Genomic DNA, 16,838 nt, shown 5'->3' on the forward strand with positions numbered 1-16,838 from the left:
ATTCCGATTGATTGTTAAAATCGTTATATGTATGTTTCAAAAATAGTTTGAATCAGGAGCCTTCGAATGACGCAATTAATCCGAAAATTCTTCAGCATGGAATCAAGCAGTGGTGTGATGCTGATTATCGCCTCTATCTTAGCCATGTGGGTCGCCAACTCATCACTGCAAGGATTATATGAGGATGTTTTACATACCAAACTAGTGGGGCTGTCTTTGCGTCACTGGATAAATGACGGACTCATGGCCGTGTTTTTCTTGTTAATCGGACTTGAAGTAAAACGAGAGCTGTTTGTCGGTGCCCTGAAGAAAAAAGAAACGGCAATGTTTCCTGCCATTGGTGCTGTCGGAGGCATGTTGGCTCCGGCTCTGATTTACGTATTCTTCAACCAAGGCGATGCGCTGGCAATTCAAGGCTGGGCGATCCCTGCGGCAACTGATATTGCATTTGCACTCGGGATTATGGCGTTACTGGGGAACCGGGTACCGGCCAGCTTAAAGGTTTTTCTGCTGGCGCTCGCGATTATTGACGATTTAGGCGTCATCGTGATTATTGCTCTGTTCTATAACAGTGATCTTTCGGCACTGGCTCTGTCTGTTGGTTTGGCCATGACCGCCATTCTGGTTCTGATGAGCTATAAGCGTGTTACCCATCTGGCACCTTATTTGATTATCGGGGCGATTCTTTGGGTTGCGGTGCTGAAATCAGGCGTTCATGCGACGCTGGCCGGGGTTGTGCTTGGTTTCGCAATACCTCTTAAAGGAAAAGAGGGACAGCCGTCACCATTAAAACAACTGGAACATTGGCTACATCCCTATGTATCTTTCATTATTTTACCGATCTTTGCATTTGCCAATGCAGGGATTCCGATGGATGCGATTTCAAATGAGATAGTGAGTCATCCTGTGCCGGTAGGTGTTGCATTGGGGCTGTTACTCGGTAAACCGCTTGGGGTGTTTAGTTTCTGCTATGGCGCACTGAAGTTGGGAGTTGCCAAATTGCCGCGGGGCGTTGAACTCAGACAAATCTTTGCCGTATCAGTGTTGTGTGGGATCGGCTTTACCATGTCGATTTTTATCTCGTCACTGGCATTTGGTGAAATTGCTGAATCATTAGATACTTATGCAAGGTTAGGGATCCTCATGGGGTCAACGGTTGCCGCGATACTGGGGTATATTTTGTTGCGGCTCGCACTGCCTGCCGGAAAGGCAGAAAAAGCAGTGGTGACCGACGACGTTTAACTCAAAAATTATGAGGAGAGGCGAGGGTAAAACCCTCGTCTTTTTTTATAAAATTGTTCAGAGAAAATAATTGCAAGTCGTGTCCTTTGTATGTTAGATTTCGCGACAATCTCGGAGTGAATAGCATTTTCTGGGGGATACGCGTAGTGAACATTCAGGCTGATTGTGTCATTACGTAGGGTAGGTATCAGCAAGTCCTTTTGTTGATAGACGGGATACTCTAGTCGTGGGAGCGGCATCAAAATGGGAAACCCAACATTGAAACCATATATTTTATCTTCATTAATCAGCTTTGTTCTTCCTCAGTGCCCTGTCCAGCAGGACAGTAGCATTACTGAACCTTGATACCCAGCAATCGCTGATTTTCCATTTTATTTATTGTGTCTCTAAACACGTCTGGCATATATATCTGATTGTCCGGATGATGTAAGAGGCCGGTTGCTATTACCCATCCCTATTATTGATATTTTTATTCTTTAATGATGGGCGTTTTTCCTGAGGGGGCGCAGATGAGTACTGCCTTTGAAGTCAATCAAAACATTTCACCAATTTTTTCATCACAAATACCTGACGTAAAAGGTGTTTATGATTTAACACCGGATCAGGTACTTTTAGATCAAGAAAAGTACGAATCTGAAGTCCGTTCATATCCACGCCGTTTGCCCATCGCGATTAAACAAGCCTATGGTCTTTTGGTTGAAGATACACGTGGTCAGGTTTTTCTCGACTGTCTTGCAGGTGCCGGAACGTTGGTGCTCGGATATAACCATCCGGAAATCAATCAGGCATTAAAAGAGCAATTAGATTCAGGATTGCCTTATCAGACTCTGGATATTATGACACCTGCGAAAGATCATTTTATCAAGCAGGTGCGGGCATTTCTGCCAGAAGAGCTTGGCTCGAACTGTGCGATTCAGTTTTGTGGCCCTTCCGGTGCCGATGCCGTCGAAGCGGCGATCAAGCTTGCTAAACAAACGACGGGTCGCAATACCATGTTTGCATTCCGCGGTGCATACCACGGGATGACGAACGGGACGATGGGGATGATGGGGAACTTAAATACCAAAGCCCGTCGGACCGGTCTGATGTCTGATGTTCACTTTATGCCGTTTCCTTATAACATTCGCTGCCCGTTTGGTCTGGGTGGTGAAGAGGGGGCGCGTGCCAGTATCCGTTACATTGAGCGCCTGCTGAATGACGATGAAGCTGGGATCATGAAACCTGCCGGTATTATTGTGGAGCCCGTGCAAGGGGAAGGTGGCGTGATTCCTGCGCCTGCGTTCTGGTTGCGTGAACTTCGTCGTATTTGTGATGATCATGGCATCCTGCTGATTTTTGATGAAGTGCAGTGTGGCGTCGGTAAAACCGGTTACAACTTTGCGTTTGAAGAAGCAGGTATTATTCCGGATATTCTTTGCCTATCTAAAGCCATTGGTGGTGGACTACCAATGTCGCTGTTAGTGTTCAAAAAAGAAGTAGATACATGGCGTGCCGGTGAGCATACCGGAACATTCCGTGGTAACCAACTGGCGATGGTTTCAGGTGCAAAAGCATTGGAAATCATCCAGCGTGATAACTTAGTGGAACACGCAAATATTGCTGGCCAGTATTTACGGATGGGTCTGGAGAAGATTCAAAACCGGGTCAATTGTATTGCAGAAGTTCGCGGTAAAGGATTGATGCTGGGTGTTGAGATTAAAGACCCGCAAGGTGCGCTGAATAAATTTGGTGAGCCGAAAGCCGATGGGGCGTTGACGCTGAGAATTCAACGCGCGGCATTAGAAAGAGGGCTGATGGTTGAAAAAGGCGGTCGCGAAGGCTCTGTGATTCGTTTTCTGCCGCCAGTGATTATCTCCTACGAGCAGATTGATTTTGCCCTGCGTGTCTTAGAAGAAGCTATTTTAGTCGCCGGTGGTGGTTTGAAGTCCGCTGAAGGTGCCCATCAGGCCGAGTGGAAGAAGCATTTCATTCAGACCGGCTACCAAGGAAGTGATCAGTTTGCCAAAGTGATGAATCATACCACTGCGGCAATGAAATCGATTTTTGAAGCGGTTCAGGCGCCATATTCCGGTATGGAACCTTCACAGTTGGAACAAGCCATTTATGCGGCTGACTTAGACCATAAAAATGCGTTGCTGACTGATGTCATTTCCGATACTGCCAAATTAGTCGGTGCCAATTCGATCATTGTTCAGCATCCGAATTGTATTGCTCATTTACATACGCCACCGCTATTAGCGTCTGTTGCGGCAGAGTCGATGATCGGGGCATTGAATCAGTCAATGGATTCATGGGATCAGTCATCTGCAGCAACCTATGTTGAACAGTGTGTGATCGATTGGATGTGTACCAAGTTCCGTTTAAGCGAGTCATCTGACGGTGTATTTACCAGTGGTGGTACGCAAAGCAACCAAATGGGCTTGCAATTAGCGCGTGACTGGATTGCAGATAAGTTAAGCAATCATTCGATCCAGAAATTAGGTTTACCCGAGTATGCGGATAAATTACGCATTGTCTGTTCGAAGAATGCCCATTTTACGGTGCAAAAAGCAGCTTCATGGATGGGATTGGGTGAAAAAGCCGTTTTGACAGTTGATTCTCTGCCGAACGGAACAATGGATGCCTCTCAACTTGCCGGAGTGGTTGAACAAGCGAAAGCTGAAGGTTTGATTCCGTTTGCTGTCGTTGGTACGGCAGGCACGACGGATCACGGTGCAATTGATGATTTAAACACGATTGCAGATGTTGCCGAACACCATGATTTATGGATGCATGTGGATAGTGCCTACGGCGGTGCATTGATTCTCAGTCGTCATGCGGATCGTTTGAATGGGATTGAACGAGCTCGTTCAATTACGGTCGATTTTCATAAACTGTTTTATCAAACAATCAGTTGTGGTGCATTTCTGGTTAACAATAAGGCCGATTTAAAATATCTGCTGCATCATGCTGATTATTTGAACAGAGAACATGACACATTGCCGAATCTGGTGGATAAGTCACTCTCAACGACCAGACGTTTTGACGCATTGAAAGTCTATATGACGATGCAAAGTGTTGGCCCGGTCGCGTTGGGTGATATGTACGATCATTTAATCCAGCAGACTCAGCAGGTTGCCCGGTTGATTGATGAGGCCCCGGGATACGAATTGTTATCTCAGCCATCATTGTCTACGGTGTTATTCCGTGCGGTACATCCGGCGGTTACAGACCTCGATGCTTTGAATCAGCAGGTCCGTATCGAAGCACTGACTCGCGGTGTCGCCGTACTTGGTGAAACGGTGGTAAACGGTCAAACGGCTTTGAAACTGACCATTTTGAATCCATGTTTAGACATCAACGATTTCGAATCGTTAATGGAGAAGATTACACAGCTAACTCATGAACTAGTCGGATAATTAAGGTAATAGGACTATGTCAATTTTACAAATTGGAGCAGGAGGTGTTGGTTGGGTTGTCGCGCATAAGGCAGCTCAGAACAACGATATTTTAGGTGATATTACGATTGCATCTCGAACAATCGCAAAGTGCGAAAAGATTATTGAATCTGTCCGTCGCAAAGGAAACCTGAAAAACGCACAAAAGAAGTTAGAAGCTCGTGAAGTTAACGCGGATGATATCGATGCATTAGTGGCGTTGATTCACGAGGTTCAGCCTGATTTAGTGATCAATGTTGGCCCCCCGTGGGTCAACATCCATGTCATGGAAGCCTGTTATCGGGCGAAAGTATCCTATTTGGATACCTCTGTTGCAGTTGACCTCTGTTCTGAAGGTCAGCAGGTTCCTGAAGCTTATGATTGGCAATGGGAATATCGTGATAAGTTTAAAGATGCTGGTATCACTGGCATTCTTGGCGCAGGTTTCGATCCCGGTGTGGTGAGTGTTTTTGCCGCTTATGCCGTCAAACATCTGTTTGATGAGATTGACAGTATTGACGTTATGGATGTGAATGCGGGCGATCACGGTAAGAAATTTGCGACCAACTTTGACCCTGAAACCAATATGTTAGAAATTCAGGGCGATTCATTTTACTGGGATGACAACGAATGGAAACAGGTTGGTTGTCATACGCGGATGCATGAATTTGATTTTCCGGTCGTCGGTAAACATAAAGTTTACTCCATGGCGCACGACGAAGTGCGCTCGATGAAAGAATTCATCCCGGCTAAACGCATCGAGTTTTGGATGGGATTTGGTGATCGCTATCTGAACTACTTTAATGTGATGCGGGATATTGGTCTGTTAAGCCCGGATCCGCTGACATTACCGGATGGCCGTGAGGTTCAGCCTCTGCATGTCCTCAAAGCATTATTACCGGATCCGACGTCTTTGGCGCCGGGGTATACGGGTAAAACCTGTATCGGAACCTGGGTTCAAGGGCAAAAAGACGGTAAAGCGCGCAGTGTTTTTCTTTATAACATTGCGGACCACGAAGTTGCTTATCATGATGTGGAGCATCAGGCGATTTCTTATACAACGGGTGTACCTGCAATTACCGCAGCGATTCAGTTTTTCCGTAAACAGTGGGCTGAACCCGGTGTTTTCAATATGGAACAGTTGGATCCGGATCCGTTCCTCGAAACCATGCCAAGTATTGGTCTGGGTTGGGATATGCAGGAACTCGAAGTCGGCCAGCCTGACATTCAAATTCTGAAATAATTGGTATCGTCTTCGTCGAACGGACGATAATGATACGACCAAGCAGCCGTAGCATATAATGCTATGGCTGTTTTTTAAATCCTCCCTGTATTTCATGCGATTGACGTTGTGTGGTGTAATGGATGTCACCGAGCCATCAATGTTCGCAGCAGTACATGGTAAACATGATCAACCGGTAAGTGAGTCATGCAAAAAAGTGAACTGAAAACACCTTATTTTATGATTGATGAGTCTAAATTGATTCGTAATCTTGAAATTGCCAAACAGCTAAAAGAGATTTCCGGTGTGAAACTGGTGCTCGCTCTCAAATGTTTTTCCACATGGGGCGTGTTTGATATTATCAAGCCATATCTTGACGGAACGACAAGCTCCGGGCCTTACGAAGTTCAGTTAGGCTATGAGACTTTTGGCGGTGAAACTCATGCTTATAGCGTTGGATATAGTGAAGATGATGTAAAAGCAGTCGCCGATCTCTGCGATAAAATGATTTTTAATTCACAGTCACAATTAGCCGCGTATCGTCATCTGGTGGAAGGAAAGGCCTCTCTCGGTCTGCGTCTCAACCCCGGTGTGAGCTATGCCGGTCAGGACTTAGCCAATCCGGCTCGTCAGTTCTCCCGTTTAGGCGTTCAGGTGGATCATCTGGATCCGAATGTGTTTGAATCCATTGATGGTGTCATGTTCCACATGAACTGTGAGAACAAAGACGTTGATGCATTCATCCGCTTGTTAGATGCGATTTCAATCCAGTTTGGGCCTTATCTGGCACAGTTGGATTGGGTCAGTCTTGGTGGCGGTGTGTTCTTTACCTGGCCGGGATATGATGTAGAGAAGCTTGGCATGGCATTGAAAGCATTTGCCGAGAAACATGGGGTTCAGTTATACCTTGAGCCGGGAGAAGCCATTATTACCCGGACAACGGATCTGGTTGTGTCAGTGGTCGATATTGTTGAGAACGAGATCAAAACCGCGATTGTTGACTCTGCCACCGAAGCGCACCGCTTGGATACATTGATCTACAATGAGCCTGCTTCTGTTTATGAGAGTAGTCAGAATGGCGAGCATGAATATGTCATTGGATCATGCTCCTGTCTGGCCGGAGACCAGTTCTGTATTGCTAAATTTGATCAGCCATTGACCATTGGTCAAAAACTGCATCTGATGGATAGTGCAGGGTATACCATGGTTAAATTGAACTGGTTTAATGGGTTACGGATGCCTTCCGTTTACTGTGAGCGTCAGAATGGTGAAATCCAGAAACTCAATGAGTTTGACTATGCGGATTTTAAACGCTCATTGTCGCAGTGGTCCGTGCAATAGATTCGTGATTGGTCGGTGGTAAAGCCACCGATGAGTGACATAAGTGCTGACGATAAAATAAAGCCCCCAAGAAGGATGACTTCTTGGGGGCTTTTTGATCGGTGATCGATACATTATCACGATTACAGTTTGAACCGCATGAGTTTGTCATCGAGTTGATGAGACATACTGGCTAAACGTTCACTCTCTTTGGCGAGCGTGGTTGCTGAGTCGGACATCTCCTGAGCCGCGTCGTTAATGCCGGAAATGTTGCGGTTCATCTCTTCAGCAACTGCGCTTTGCTCTTCGGCAGCGGTCGCAATTTGTGCCGACTTATCACTGATATGCTGAATATGAGTGACAATCAATTTTAAGTCGCTACCGGAGCCTTCCGCACACTGGACACTGTTGTAAGCCAGATCCTGACTCTTCTGCATAGCGTCAGCGGTGCTGACTGCCAATTGTTGCAATCGATTAATGGTACTCTGAATCTCTTCGGTGGATTGATTGGTCCGGCTGGCCAGATTACGGACTTCATCAGCCACAACCGCAAAGCCACGGCCCTGTTCCCCGGCTCGGGCGGCTTCTATCGCCGCATTCAGGGCCAGTAGGTTGGTTTGCTCGGAAATTCCGCTAATGACGGAAGTCACTTCACTGATTTCCATTACACCTTCTTTAAGTTTATTGACCCGATCAGAGGCGACTTCCAACTCTTGAGATAAGGATTTGATGCTTTCAACACTTGATGAGACATCTTTGTCGCCCATTCCGGCTTCCTGACTTGCTTCTGCGGTATCTTTGGCGGTTGATTCAGCGTGATTAGCCACATCTGCGACCGTGGCACTCATTTCATTCATTGCCGTTGCAATTTGGGTGAGTTGATCTTTCTGAGAACTCACGGCTTGGCTAGTATCTTCCGCGGATGCTGCTATTCGGTTTGCCGCTTCAGAAAGTTGCTTGGCAGACTTCACGGATTCATATAAAGCGGTACGAATCGAGCTAATTGTTTCATTAATACGTTGGGCCAGAATACCGATCTCGTCTTTACCCATAATTGGAATTTCAACAGTCATATCGCCCTTCACAATATGCTGCATGGTATTTTTTATATGATCCAATGGAATAATGATTGAGCGGGCAATGATTGTGCCGAGTAAAATCATGCCAGCGACAATAAGAAGCGTAGATAAACCCATTTTGAGTAATAATGAGGATATTTCATTATCAATATCAGAGACGAGCATTCCTGAGCCAATAATCCATCCCCAAGGTTTATAACTATTTAGATAGGATAACTTATCGGTTATTTCACCATTGGTATTTTCAAAGCGATAAAGCACCATATCACCGCCTTGTTTCTGGCCCGCTTCTACAAATTCAAACCAGCGTTTATCTTCAGGGTTATTCATTTGCCCCATCTGTTTACCATTCAACTCAGGTTTTAAGGGGTGATCAATGATGTACCGTGATTTGTCTAACGTGAATAGATAATTGTCCCCATCAAAGCGTGTAGCGTTGAGTAACAATTTTGCCTGTTTTTGAGCTTCTTCTTTAGGCAGGGTTTGGTCAAGGTAAGCAATTTGAGAAATGACGGATTCAATGACTGCCGAAAGGCGTTGCTTTTTTTCACTGAGTAAGTTTCTTTCTAATGTTTGATTTGCAATTATGAGTAATACAACAAAACCGATAATCGCAACGAATACTAACCAGGCCAGTTTTCGGCTGACTTTGATATTTCTTAGCATTGACATGACGTTTTCCTCCAAGCATCTACAGAGATGCTTGTGTATTATTATTTCAACAATATTATCCACTATTATATTTCATAATGGCCCATACAAATATCTCCGCAATAATAAGCAGCTATTCTGCAGATCAGATCATATAAACATGTAATTGACAATGTTATTTTTTGCGACTTGTCTTTCGTTTTAGGAATGTAATAATGAATATTTTCATATATTTATGTTGTTGCATTAAATTAGTGCGTTGATGAACTATCAAGCATGACTTGAGTATCTTCACTCAACGATTCAAGTTCACTGATAATATCATCGATGAATAATGTCTCGGGTAAACGAAGGGAAATGTGTGCTGTAAATAAACTGGAATTGATGCCGTGGCTGTCAGAAATAAATATCCGCTGGCAATTCATATCTAACACTCTAATTCGCTGACTATCGAGTAAGTGAGTAATTTCATTGACGATACCAGCTCTGTCATTCGCATCGATTCTCAAATTATATTCTTTTTTCTGTTCGGTATCATGTGGCGCACAGTCGGTAATCATCGTTGATAAGTTGGGTTGTGACAGAAAGGCATCTTTAATATACATGGCGGTCTCTTCAGGTGCAGATACCTTGATTAGTGCAGCGACCCGGTTTTCTAAATAATTGATTTTACTAATCATCCATTGCCCGCCATTTTCATGGGTAATCGCGGCTAGATGATGGATATCTGCTGGTGCAGCATCACCGATAAAGCTGACAATAAATAGCTGGGGCATTCGGTTTCTCCTTACCAAGTTTTACTGACTGATACTATTATTTTAGGCTGAGGTGATGTGGTTAGCTGAATGTTTTACAGTTTTGTTAGTTAGATCTGATCTTTGGTTCGATGAAAAACCGATGGATGGCTAAACTTCTATCAGGTTGAAATCAAAGCAAAGATAGAGAATCACAAGTCTTTTTCTGTGATGTATTGTATGATGAGACAACGTAAGTTTCTGGATCGGAAAAGCAGAGTCGATCTTTTTCTTGTCCGGGAGATTGAAGCTGAATAAAAGGTTTTGGTTATGCTAAAAGTTGCGATGCTTAGTACCGGTGAAGAAGTACTCCATGGAGATATTCAAGACACGAATGCGACATGGTTGTCGAATCTTTTTTTTGAACAAGGCTATCCACTGACCAAGCGTTCAACCGCTGGTGATAATCGTCAGGTGCTTCGCGATGAAATTTTGACGCTGGCTTTAAATTCAGATGTTTTGATCGTGAATGGTGGCTTAGGGCCAACCAGCGATGATTTGTCTGCCGAGGTCGCGGCAGAAGCCGCTGAGCAACCATTGGTCCTGTTTCCTGATTGGCTTGAAGTCATGAAAGCACGTTTCGCTCAGCGGAACTTGGTGATGTCTGACAGTAATATCAAACAAGCGATGTTACCGGAACAGGCAACGGTATTGAATAATCCGATTGGGACTGCTTGTGGGTTTAAAGTCGAAATTCAGGGATGTCTCTGTTATTTCACGCCGGGGGTTCCGGTAGAATTTCATAAAATGATTCATGAACAAGTATTGCCCGACTTAAAGCAACAATTTCCCGATGCTTCAGATTTAGTCTGTCATCGTTTATATACACTCGGTTCGTCCGAGTCGGTTTTGGAAGATTTGCTCCGGCAGGTTGAATTACCTGAGACGTATCTGCTGGGTTTCCGTGCTTACCTGCCTTTTATTGAGATCAAGTTGTTCGGACCGGCAGGGCAGGACAATGAAATGTACCGTTTAATGGAAGAAATATTTAGCCATGTCTCCGAATGGACGGTCAGTATTGATCAACCGATGCTTGCCCAACTTTCACAAACCATGCATAACAGTGGTAAAACGCTGGCGGTTGCTGAACAATCGACGCGTGGTTGGCTGGTGGATTGGCTGTTCAGTGATGACGCGATCTTTGAATTGTGTGGCAGCAGTTGGGTATTGAGCCCGAAAGTCTCCCAGAAAATGTCAGCTCAGGATCCGGTTTCTGCGATATTAGCACTAGCCAGTGCAACGAAAGAAAAAAGTGAGACGGACCTTGCGCTTGTGACGGGTGAATTCCGTGACGATGGTTTTACGCTGGCGTTATCGGCGAAGGAAGGGGAGTGGGCACAACAACTGAAGTTTAAACGGGATTATCGCGCCGATGAGCGAAAAATTTTAATCGGCACAATTGCCGCCGATATGTTGTTGCGTTACCTGTCTTCCAAACCAGTCTTTGGCAAGTATTCATCGACTCTGTCAGAGAAACAGATTTATATTCCCACAACATCATGATAAATCAATGAATTCGGTTCAGTATTCAGATTCTGAACCGACGTGTGTTCCCCCCATATCATGCTTAGTCATCGAATTTGATAGGGGGTAATACTTTGAATTGCCACCTTATAATTTCAAATAAAATCTGATTATTCTTTATGCGTAAATTGTCTAATGTTTAATTCGATGATTTCTTAAGTGTTTCCTTATTCCCCTAAAAATGGCTATACCCAAGACTATCCTGTTCACGCTAAACTGAAGTCTCGTGGAGCTGATACGGCAGGAGGCTGACATGCAGAGTCATTCAAAGATTCTTGTTTGGTACAAAGTTGCAAGCCAACAAGTTGTTTTGGGAGAAGCATATCAGGATATGAGTGATAAACTGGTTTCGCTTTGGTTAGATACACCGACAGAAAACGGTTTAATGAGCGATTTGGGTTATCATATTTCATTATTTGGTGATGATGGGCGTAAGATCGCAGATAAAGCAATTTCAATGATGACGGCAGATCAGTTATTGGGGAAAGCACAACGGCTCGTCGATACAGGAAAAACGGGGGCCCGGCTATAGCGACAATAAATCAGCCATAGCCGTGTGACAAACATCAGATGAATATTGATTTGATGGTAATCGGCTAGGCTCGCTTCACTTTATGTACATAATGTACATCCTGAAGTTCTATATGTTGACTGCTTGCCCGGCATATACAAGGTAATATCTCATCAGACTGAGTATATGCGATTGCAAAACCCACATACTCAACTTCCCCGGCTGATAACTTACATCGACAGGCACCACAGTGCCCGTCTCTGCAGTTGTATTCAACATTCAGCCCGGCGTTTTCCATGCTCTCCAGTAATGTCTCGGAGCCATTGGATTCGATCGTCAGTATCTGATTGATTTTGAGGATTGGCATCGTTACAGCTCAAAGCCTTCAAAGTCATCAAGGTTCACTTGATTATCAATCTGACCGACCAGATAGGAGCTGATCTCGGCTTCCTGAGGTGCCACTTGAACGTTGTCTGAAGACAGCCAAGCATTAATCCAAGGAATCGGATTATTGACTGCACCGGGATAAGCGGCTTCCAGACCGACGGCTTGCATCCGGATATTGGTAATATACTCAACATATTGACAGAGAATATCTTTATTCAGACCAATCATTGAGCCATCTTTGAACAGATATTCTGCCCATTCTTTCTCTTGCTCCGCTGCGGTTTTAAACAAGTCAAAACATTCTTGTTTACACTCTTCCGCGATCTGAATGAAGGTAAAATCATCCTGACCATTGCGAAGCAGATTGAGCATATGCTGTGTACCGGTCAGATGCAGCGCCTCGTCACGAGCAATCAGCTTAATAATTTTAGCATTTCCTTCCATCAGTTCTCGTTCAGCAAATGCAAAAGAGCAGGCAAAGCTGACATAGAAGCGAATGGCCTCAAGGGCGTTCACTGACATCAGACATAAATAGAGTTTTTTCTTGAGTTCATTGAGGCTGACAACCACGGTTTGATTATTAATGACATGTTTGCCTTCGCCATAACGGTGATAGTCGTTGGTCAGTTTGATCAGTTCGTCGTAATAATGGGCAATGTCACCGGCGCGTTTAATGATGTGCTCATTTTCAACAATATCATCGAACACGGCTGCCGGGTCATTGACGATATTCCGGATAATATGCGTATAGGAACGAGAATGAATCGTTTCAGAGAAAGACCAAGTTTCAATCCATGTTTCCAATTCGGGGAGTGAAACTAAAGGAAGCAGTGCGACGTTCGGACTACGTCCCTGAATAGAGTCGAGCAGCGTTTGATATTTCAGGTTGGAAATAAAAATATGCTTCTCATGATCCGGCAAATTGTTGTAATTGATCCGATCTGTCGATACATCGACTTCTTCGGGACGCCAGAAGAAAGAGAGCTGTTTCTCGATTAATTTTTCGAAGATCTCATATTTTTGTTGGTCATAACGTGCCACGTTTACAGGTTGACCAAGAAACATCGGTTCTTTGAGCTGGTTATTCTTCTTTTGTGTAAAAGTGCTGTAAGCCATAGTTGCCTCAATCGGTTTCACCCTCTCACAGAGAGAGGGTGTAAAACTGGTATATGTTGACAGAGAAAAGTCTATACGGTGTCCGCGTTAAATCTTACAGGCGCCACCGGCACAGTCATCATCTTCAGCGATCACGGATGCTGTGACATCCTTCTGATCATCTTTCGCACCATCTCTGGTGTTGTGATAATACAGGGTTTTTACGCCAAATTTGTAAGCAGTCAGCAGATCTTGAAGCAGTTGCTTCATCGGAACTCTGCCGGTTTCATAACGGGTCGGATCATAGTTGGTATTTGCAGAAATCGATTGATCAACAAATTTCTGCATAATGCTCACCAGATGTAGATAACCGTTATTCGAGCCAATATCCCATAATAGTTCGTAGTTAGATTTCAATTCAGTGAACTCAGGAACGACTTGCTTCAAAATACCGTCTTTCGACGCTTTGACCGAAATATAACCACGTGGTGGCTCAATCCCATTGGTTGCATTTGAGATCTGAGAGGAGGTCTCTGAAGGCATTAATGCAGTCAGGGTCGAGTTTCTTAACCCGTATTCCATGACGTCGGCACGAAGTTGATCCCAATCATAATGCAGCGGTTCGGCACAAAGCTGATCAATATCCTTCTTGTAGGTATCAATTGGCATGAGGCCTTTCGCATAGTTGGTTTCATTAAAGGCAGGGCAGCGACCTTGCTCTTTTGCCAAATTCATGGATGCTTTTAGCAAATAATATTGCATCGCTTCAAAAGTACGGTGAGTGAGGGCATTGGCACTACCGTCTGAATATTTAACCCCATGTTTTGCCAGATAGTAGGCATAGTTGATCACACCAACACCCAGTGTCCGGCGATTCATGGTTGCTTTACGTGCTGCTGGCAGCGGGTAATCTTGATAGTCGAGCAATGCATCCAGTGCCCGGACGACCAGATCGGATAACTCTTCAAAGTCATCCAGAGACTGAATTGCCCCTAAGTTAAATGCTGACAGCGTACACAAGGCAATTTCACCCGTTTCATCTTCAACATTGTTTAAAGGTTTTGTCGGTAATGCAATTTCAAGACAGAGATTCGACTGGCGAACCGGGGCAACGCTTGCGTCAAACGGGCTATGCGTATTGCAGTGATCAACGTTTTGAATGTAGATCCGGCCGGTTGAAGCTCGCTCTTGCATCAGCAGTGTAAACAGTTCAACCGCTTTAACGGTTTCTCTCTTGATTGACGCATCATTTTCATACTGGACATATAAACGCTCAAACTCTGCCTGATCCTGGAAGAATGCATCGTAGAGTCCCGGTACATCAGAAGGGGAGAACAGCGAAATATTACCGCCTTGAACCAGACGGGTATACATGAGTTTGTTCAGTTGCACACCGTAGTCCATATGGCGAACCCGGTTTTCTTCAACCCCCCGGTTATTTTTGAGGACCAGCAGTGATTGTGCTTCGCGGTGCCACAGCGGATAGAAGACCGTGGCAGCGCCACCACGAACGCCCCCTTGAGAGCAACATTTAACAGCGGTCTGGAAGTATTTATAGAAAGGGATACAACCGGTGTGAAATGCTTCTCCGCCTCGGATTTCAGAGCCCAAGGCACGAATGCGACCTGCGTTAATACCGATACCAGCACGTTGTGAGACGTAACGGACAATCGAACTTGCAGTTGCATTGATTGAGTCGAGACTATCCCCGCACTCGATCAAGACACAGGAACTGAACTGGCGCGTCGGAGTACGGACACCAGACATAATTGGGGTCGGCAAAGAGATCTGAAATTGTGACGTTGCATCGTAGAAACGTTTGATATAGCTCAGGCGCGTTTCCTGAGGATATTTGGCAAACAGGCAGGCCGAGACCAGAATATACAAGAATTGCGCACTCTCATAGATTTGTCCGGTCACACGGTTCTGGACAAAGTACTTACCTTCCAACTGCTTGACTGCTGCATAAGAGAAATTCAGATCGCGGCGGTGATCGATATAGTTGCCTAATTCGATCCACTCTGCTTGTGTATAATCTTCAATGAGATGACGATCATATTTACCCATTTCAACCAGTTTTGTGACATGGTCGAACAGTGTTGGCGGCTCATATTGGCCATAGGCTTTCTTCCTTAGATGGAAGACCGCAAGTCTGGCGGCAAGATATTGATAATCTGGCGAATCTTCGGAGATTAGATCGGCGGCGGATTTAATCAGTGTCTCATGAATATCGGAAGTGGTGATGCCATCGTAAAATTGGATATGAGCTCTGAGTTCTACCTGTGAAACCGATACATTTTGCAGCCCTTCTGCTGCCCAGGTGATAACCCGATGGATCTTATCTAGATCGATTTGTTCTTTACGCCCATCGCGCTTCGTAACTGTGAGTTGCTGGTTCATTCTGCTTTATTTCCCTAACAAAACTGATAAGACCGACTATGAATTATTTTAGATTTAGGGTCTTGCTTATCTGATATAAATAACACTATGCGTTAAACACAACATATAGGGTCTTCGTACCTTGCGGATTACAAGATAGTGCTATTACGGGCTTATTTCAAGTTTGTCATCAGGGGACATCTTGTGGATAACCATCGCATGAAATTTTTTTGTTAGTAGCTGCTTACTGAGAACCTGTGTTTACAAGAGAATGGTCAAAACAGGTCTTATTTATTTGAGTGAAGTTCCACCAAAATGAAAAAAAAACAGCTTGATCTTTAGAGACAAATGATCAGATCAAATGTCTGGTGTTAATTTAATCAATATGTATAAAAACTGTACCTCAGCAAATCGATGCACTGCTTTATACAGAAATAAAGATGCGTTATTCAGGCCGTGTTGTGTGCACAATATAATTGACATCGACTCTGTGTCCGAGACGATATGTTTGAGTGAAAGGATTATAATGTAACCCAGTGATTCCCCGCTCTTGCAGTGATGTCTGATCGATCATCCGGAATAACTCTGAAGGACGAATAAATTTCTCATGGTCATGTGTGCCTTCCGGGACAATCTTCAGCAATTTTTCTGCACCGACAATTGCAAACAGATAGGATTTCAAATTACGGTTCAGGGTTGAAAAGAATACATGTCCGCCGGGCTTAACCAGTCGGGAACACGCCTGAATAATCGATTGTGGTTCAGGGACATGCTCGATCATTTCCATACAGGTCACAACATCATAAGCGGCAGGATGTTGTTGTGCGTGCTCTTCAATCGTTGTCTGGACATAATCAATTTGTAACTGGCTTTCCAAGGCATGGAGCCGCGCAACTTCCAACGGCTCTTTTCCCATGTCGAGCCCCGTGACCGTTGCACCTTCGCGCGCCATACTTTCAGCGAGAATCCCGCCACCACATCCGACATCCAGAACCTGTTTACCAAATAGTCCATTTGATTGCTGCAAAACATAATCAAGTCGAAGCGGGTTGATTTGATGGAGAGGTTTAAATTCTCCTTCCAGATCCCACCACCGGGAAGCCATGTCTTCAAATTTTTGAATTTCTTTCGGGTCCACATTCTGTGTTGTCATTTTCAGATCCGTTGTTGATATCTACATTGTCGCAATCGCGATGTACCATTTTGCTTGCCGTATTA

The 16,838-nt window shown here is 44.6% G+C and carries 12 protein-coding genes; 6 read left to right on the forward strand and 6 right to left on the reverse strand.

The annotated features are described in order from the left end of the window. The first annotated feature begins 66 nt into the window (after positions 1 to 66). From nhaA to nspC, 4 genes are all read left to right on the forward strand, one after another. Positions 67 to 1,242, forward strand: a complete 1,176-nt coding sequence (gene nhaA, locus OCV37_RS07005) for a Na+/H+ antiporter NhaA (RefSeq protein WP_038178397.1) — start codon at positions 67 to 69, stop codon at positions 1,240 to 1,242. Positions 1,243 to 1,751: 509 nt separating this feature from the next. After that, positions 1,752 to 4,640 (forward strand): pyridoxal phosphate-dependent class III aminotransferase, encoded by a 2,889-nt coding sequence (locus tag OCV37_RS07010; protein WP_038178452.1) that lies wholly within the window; start codon positions 1,752 to 1,754, stop codon positions 4,638 to 4,640. 16 nt (positions 4,641 to 4,656) lie between these two features. Continuing rightward, positions 4,657 to 5,901 carry a carboxynorspermidine synthase gene (locus OCV37_RS07015; protein ID WP_038178398.1) on the forward strand — a complete coding sequence of 415 codons (1,245 nt, stop codon included), beginning with the start codon at positions 4,657 to 4,659 and terminating at the stop codon, positions 5,899 to 5,901. 186 nt (positions 5,902 to 6,087) lie between these two features. Next, positions 6,088 to 7,221 (forward strand): carboxynorspermidine decarboxylase, encoded by a 1,134-nt coding sequence (gene nspC, locus OCV37_RS07020; RefSeq protein WP_038178399.1) that lies wholly within the window; start codon positions 6,088 to 6,090, stop codon positions 7,219 to 7,221. Positions 7,222 to 7,343: 122 nt separating this feature from the next. Here the strand turns inward: nspC and OCV37_RS07025 are convergent, their stop codons facing one another. Both OCV37_RS07025 and OCV37_RS07030 read right to left on the reverse strand, forming a co-directional pair. Continuing rightward, a complete protein-coding gene (locus OCV37_RS07025; protein WP_038178400.1) occupies positions 7,344 to 8,951 on the reverse strand; it encodes a methyl-accepting chemotaxis protein in 1,608 nt (535 codons plus the stop codon). Positions 8,952 to 9,181: 230 nt separating this feature from the next. Then, entirely contained in the window at positions 9,182 to 9,706 is a 525-nt protein-coding gene (locus OCV37_RS07030) for a glycine cleavage system protein R (protein WP_038178401.1), read from the reverse strand. A 288-nt stretch (positions 9,707 to 9,994) separates the two neighbouring features. On the opposite strand from OCV37_RS07030, the gene OCV37_RS07035 reads away from it, so the two are divergent. Together OCV37_RS07035 and OCV37_RS07040 are read left to right on the forward strand one after the other, a co-directional pair. Then, positions 9,995 to 11,227, forward strand: coding sequence for a CinA family nicotinamide mononucleotide deamidase-related protein (locus OCV37_RS07035; RefSeq protein WP_038178402.1), 1,233 nt, complete (start codon positions 9,995 to 9,997; stop codon positions 11,225 to 11,227). 274 nt (positions 11,228 to 11,501) lie between these two features. Continuing rightward, a complete protein-coding gene (locus tag OCV37_RS07040; RefSeq protein WP_038178403.1) occupies positions 11,502 to 11,780 on the forward strand; it encodes a hypothetical protein in 279 nt (92 codons plus the stop codon). 64 nt (positions 11,781 to 11,844) lie between these two features. Here OCV37_RS07040 and yfaE read toward each other — a convergent pair whose 3' ends face one another. The 4 genes from yfaE to ubiG all read right to left on the reverse strand — a co-directional run bounded on the left by yfaE (position 11,845) and on the right by ubiG (position 16,773). Next, on the reverse strand, positions 11,845 to 12,126 hold the full coding sequence (yfaE, locus tag OCV37_RS07045; protein WP_038178404.1) for a class I ribonucleotide reductase maintenance protein YfaE: 282 nt from the start codon (positions 12,124 to 12,126) through the stop codon (positions 11,845 to 11,847). Positions 12,127 to 12,128: 2 nt separating this feature from the next. Then, on the reverse strand, positions 12,129 to 13,262 hold the full coding sequence (gene nrdB / locus OCV37_RS07050; RefSeq protein WP_038178405.1) for a class Ia ribonucleoside-diphosphate reductase subunit beta: 1,134 nt from the start codon (positions 13,260 to 13,262) through the stop codon (positions 12,129 to 12,131). A gap of 87 nt (positions 13,263 to 13,349) precedes the next feature. After that, positions 13,350 to 15,641 (reverse strand): class 1a ribonucleoside-diphosphate reductase subunit alpha, encoded by a 2,292-nt coding sequence (gene nrdA, locus OCV37_RS07055; protein ID WP_038178406.1) that lies wholly within the window; start codon positions 15,639 to 15,641, stop codon positions 13,350 to 13,352. Between the two features lie 424 nt (positions 15,642 to 16,065). Beyond that, entirely contained in the window at positions 16,066 to 16,773 is a 708-nt protein-coding gene (gene ubiG / locus OCV37_RS07060) for a bifunctional 2-polyprenyl-6-hydroxyphenol methylase/3-demethylubiquinol 3-O-methyltransferase UbiG (RefSeq protein ID WP_051680298.1), read from the reverse strand. Positions 16,774 to 16,838 lie beyond the last annotated feature (65 nt).

This window comes from Vibrio rhizosphaerae, from assembly GCF_024347095.1.
Classification (GTDB): Bacteria; Pseudomonadota; Gammaproteobacteria; order Enterobacterales; family Vibrionaceae; genus Vibrio; species Vibrio rhizosphaerae.

Coding starts and splice junctions, on each gene's coding strand:
- nhaA (WP_038178397.1), top strand. CDS start 67: ATGACGCAATTAATCCGAAAATTCTTCAGCATGGAATCAAGCAGTGGT.
- OCV37_RS07010 (WP_038178452.1), top strand. CDS start 1,752: ATGAGTACTGCCTTTGAAGTCAATCAAAACATTTCACCAATTTTTTCA.
- OCV37_RS07015 (WP_038178398.1), top strand. CDS start 4,657: ATGTCAATTTTACAAATTGGAGCAGGAGGTGTTGGTTGGGTTGTCGCG.
- nspC (WP_038178399.1), top strand. CDS start 6,088: ATGCAAAAAAGTGAACTGAAAACACCTTATTTTATGATTGATGAGTCT.
- OCV37_RS07025 (WP_038178400.1), bottom strand. CDS start 8,951: ATGTCAATGCTAAGAAATATCAAAGTCAGCCGAAAACTGGCCTGGTTA.
- OCV37_RS07030 (WP_038178401.1), bottom strand. CDS start 9,706: ATGCCCCAGCTATTTATTGTCAGCTTTATCGGTGATGCTGCACCAGCA.
- OCV37_RS07035 (WP_038178402.1), top strand. CDS start 9,995: ATGCTAAAAGTTGCGATGCTTAGTACCGGTGAAGAAGTACTCCATGGA.
- OCV37_RS07040 (WP_038178403.1), top strand. CDS start 11,502: ATGCAGAGTCATTCAAAGATTCTTGTTTGGTACAAAGTTGCAAGCCAA.
- yfaE (WP_038178404.1), bottom strand. CDS start 12,126: ATGCCAATCCTCAAAATCAATCAGATACTGACGATCGAATCCAATGGC.
- nrdB (WP_038178405.1), bottom strand. CDS start 13,262: ATGGCTTACAGCACTTTTACACAAAAGAAGAATAACCAGCTCAAAGAA.
- nrdA (WP_038178406.1), bottom strand. CDS start 15,641: ATGAACCAGCAACTCACAGTTACGAAGCGCGATGGGCGTAAAGAACAA.
- ubiG (WP_051680298.1), bottom strand. CDS start 16,773: ATGACAACACAGAATGTGGACCCGAAAGAAATTCAAAAATTTGAAGAC.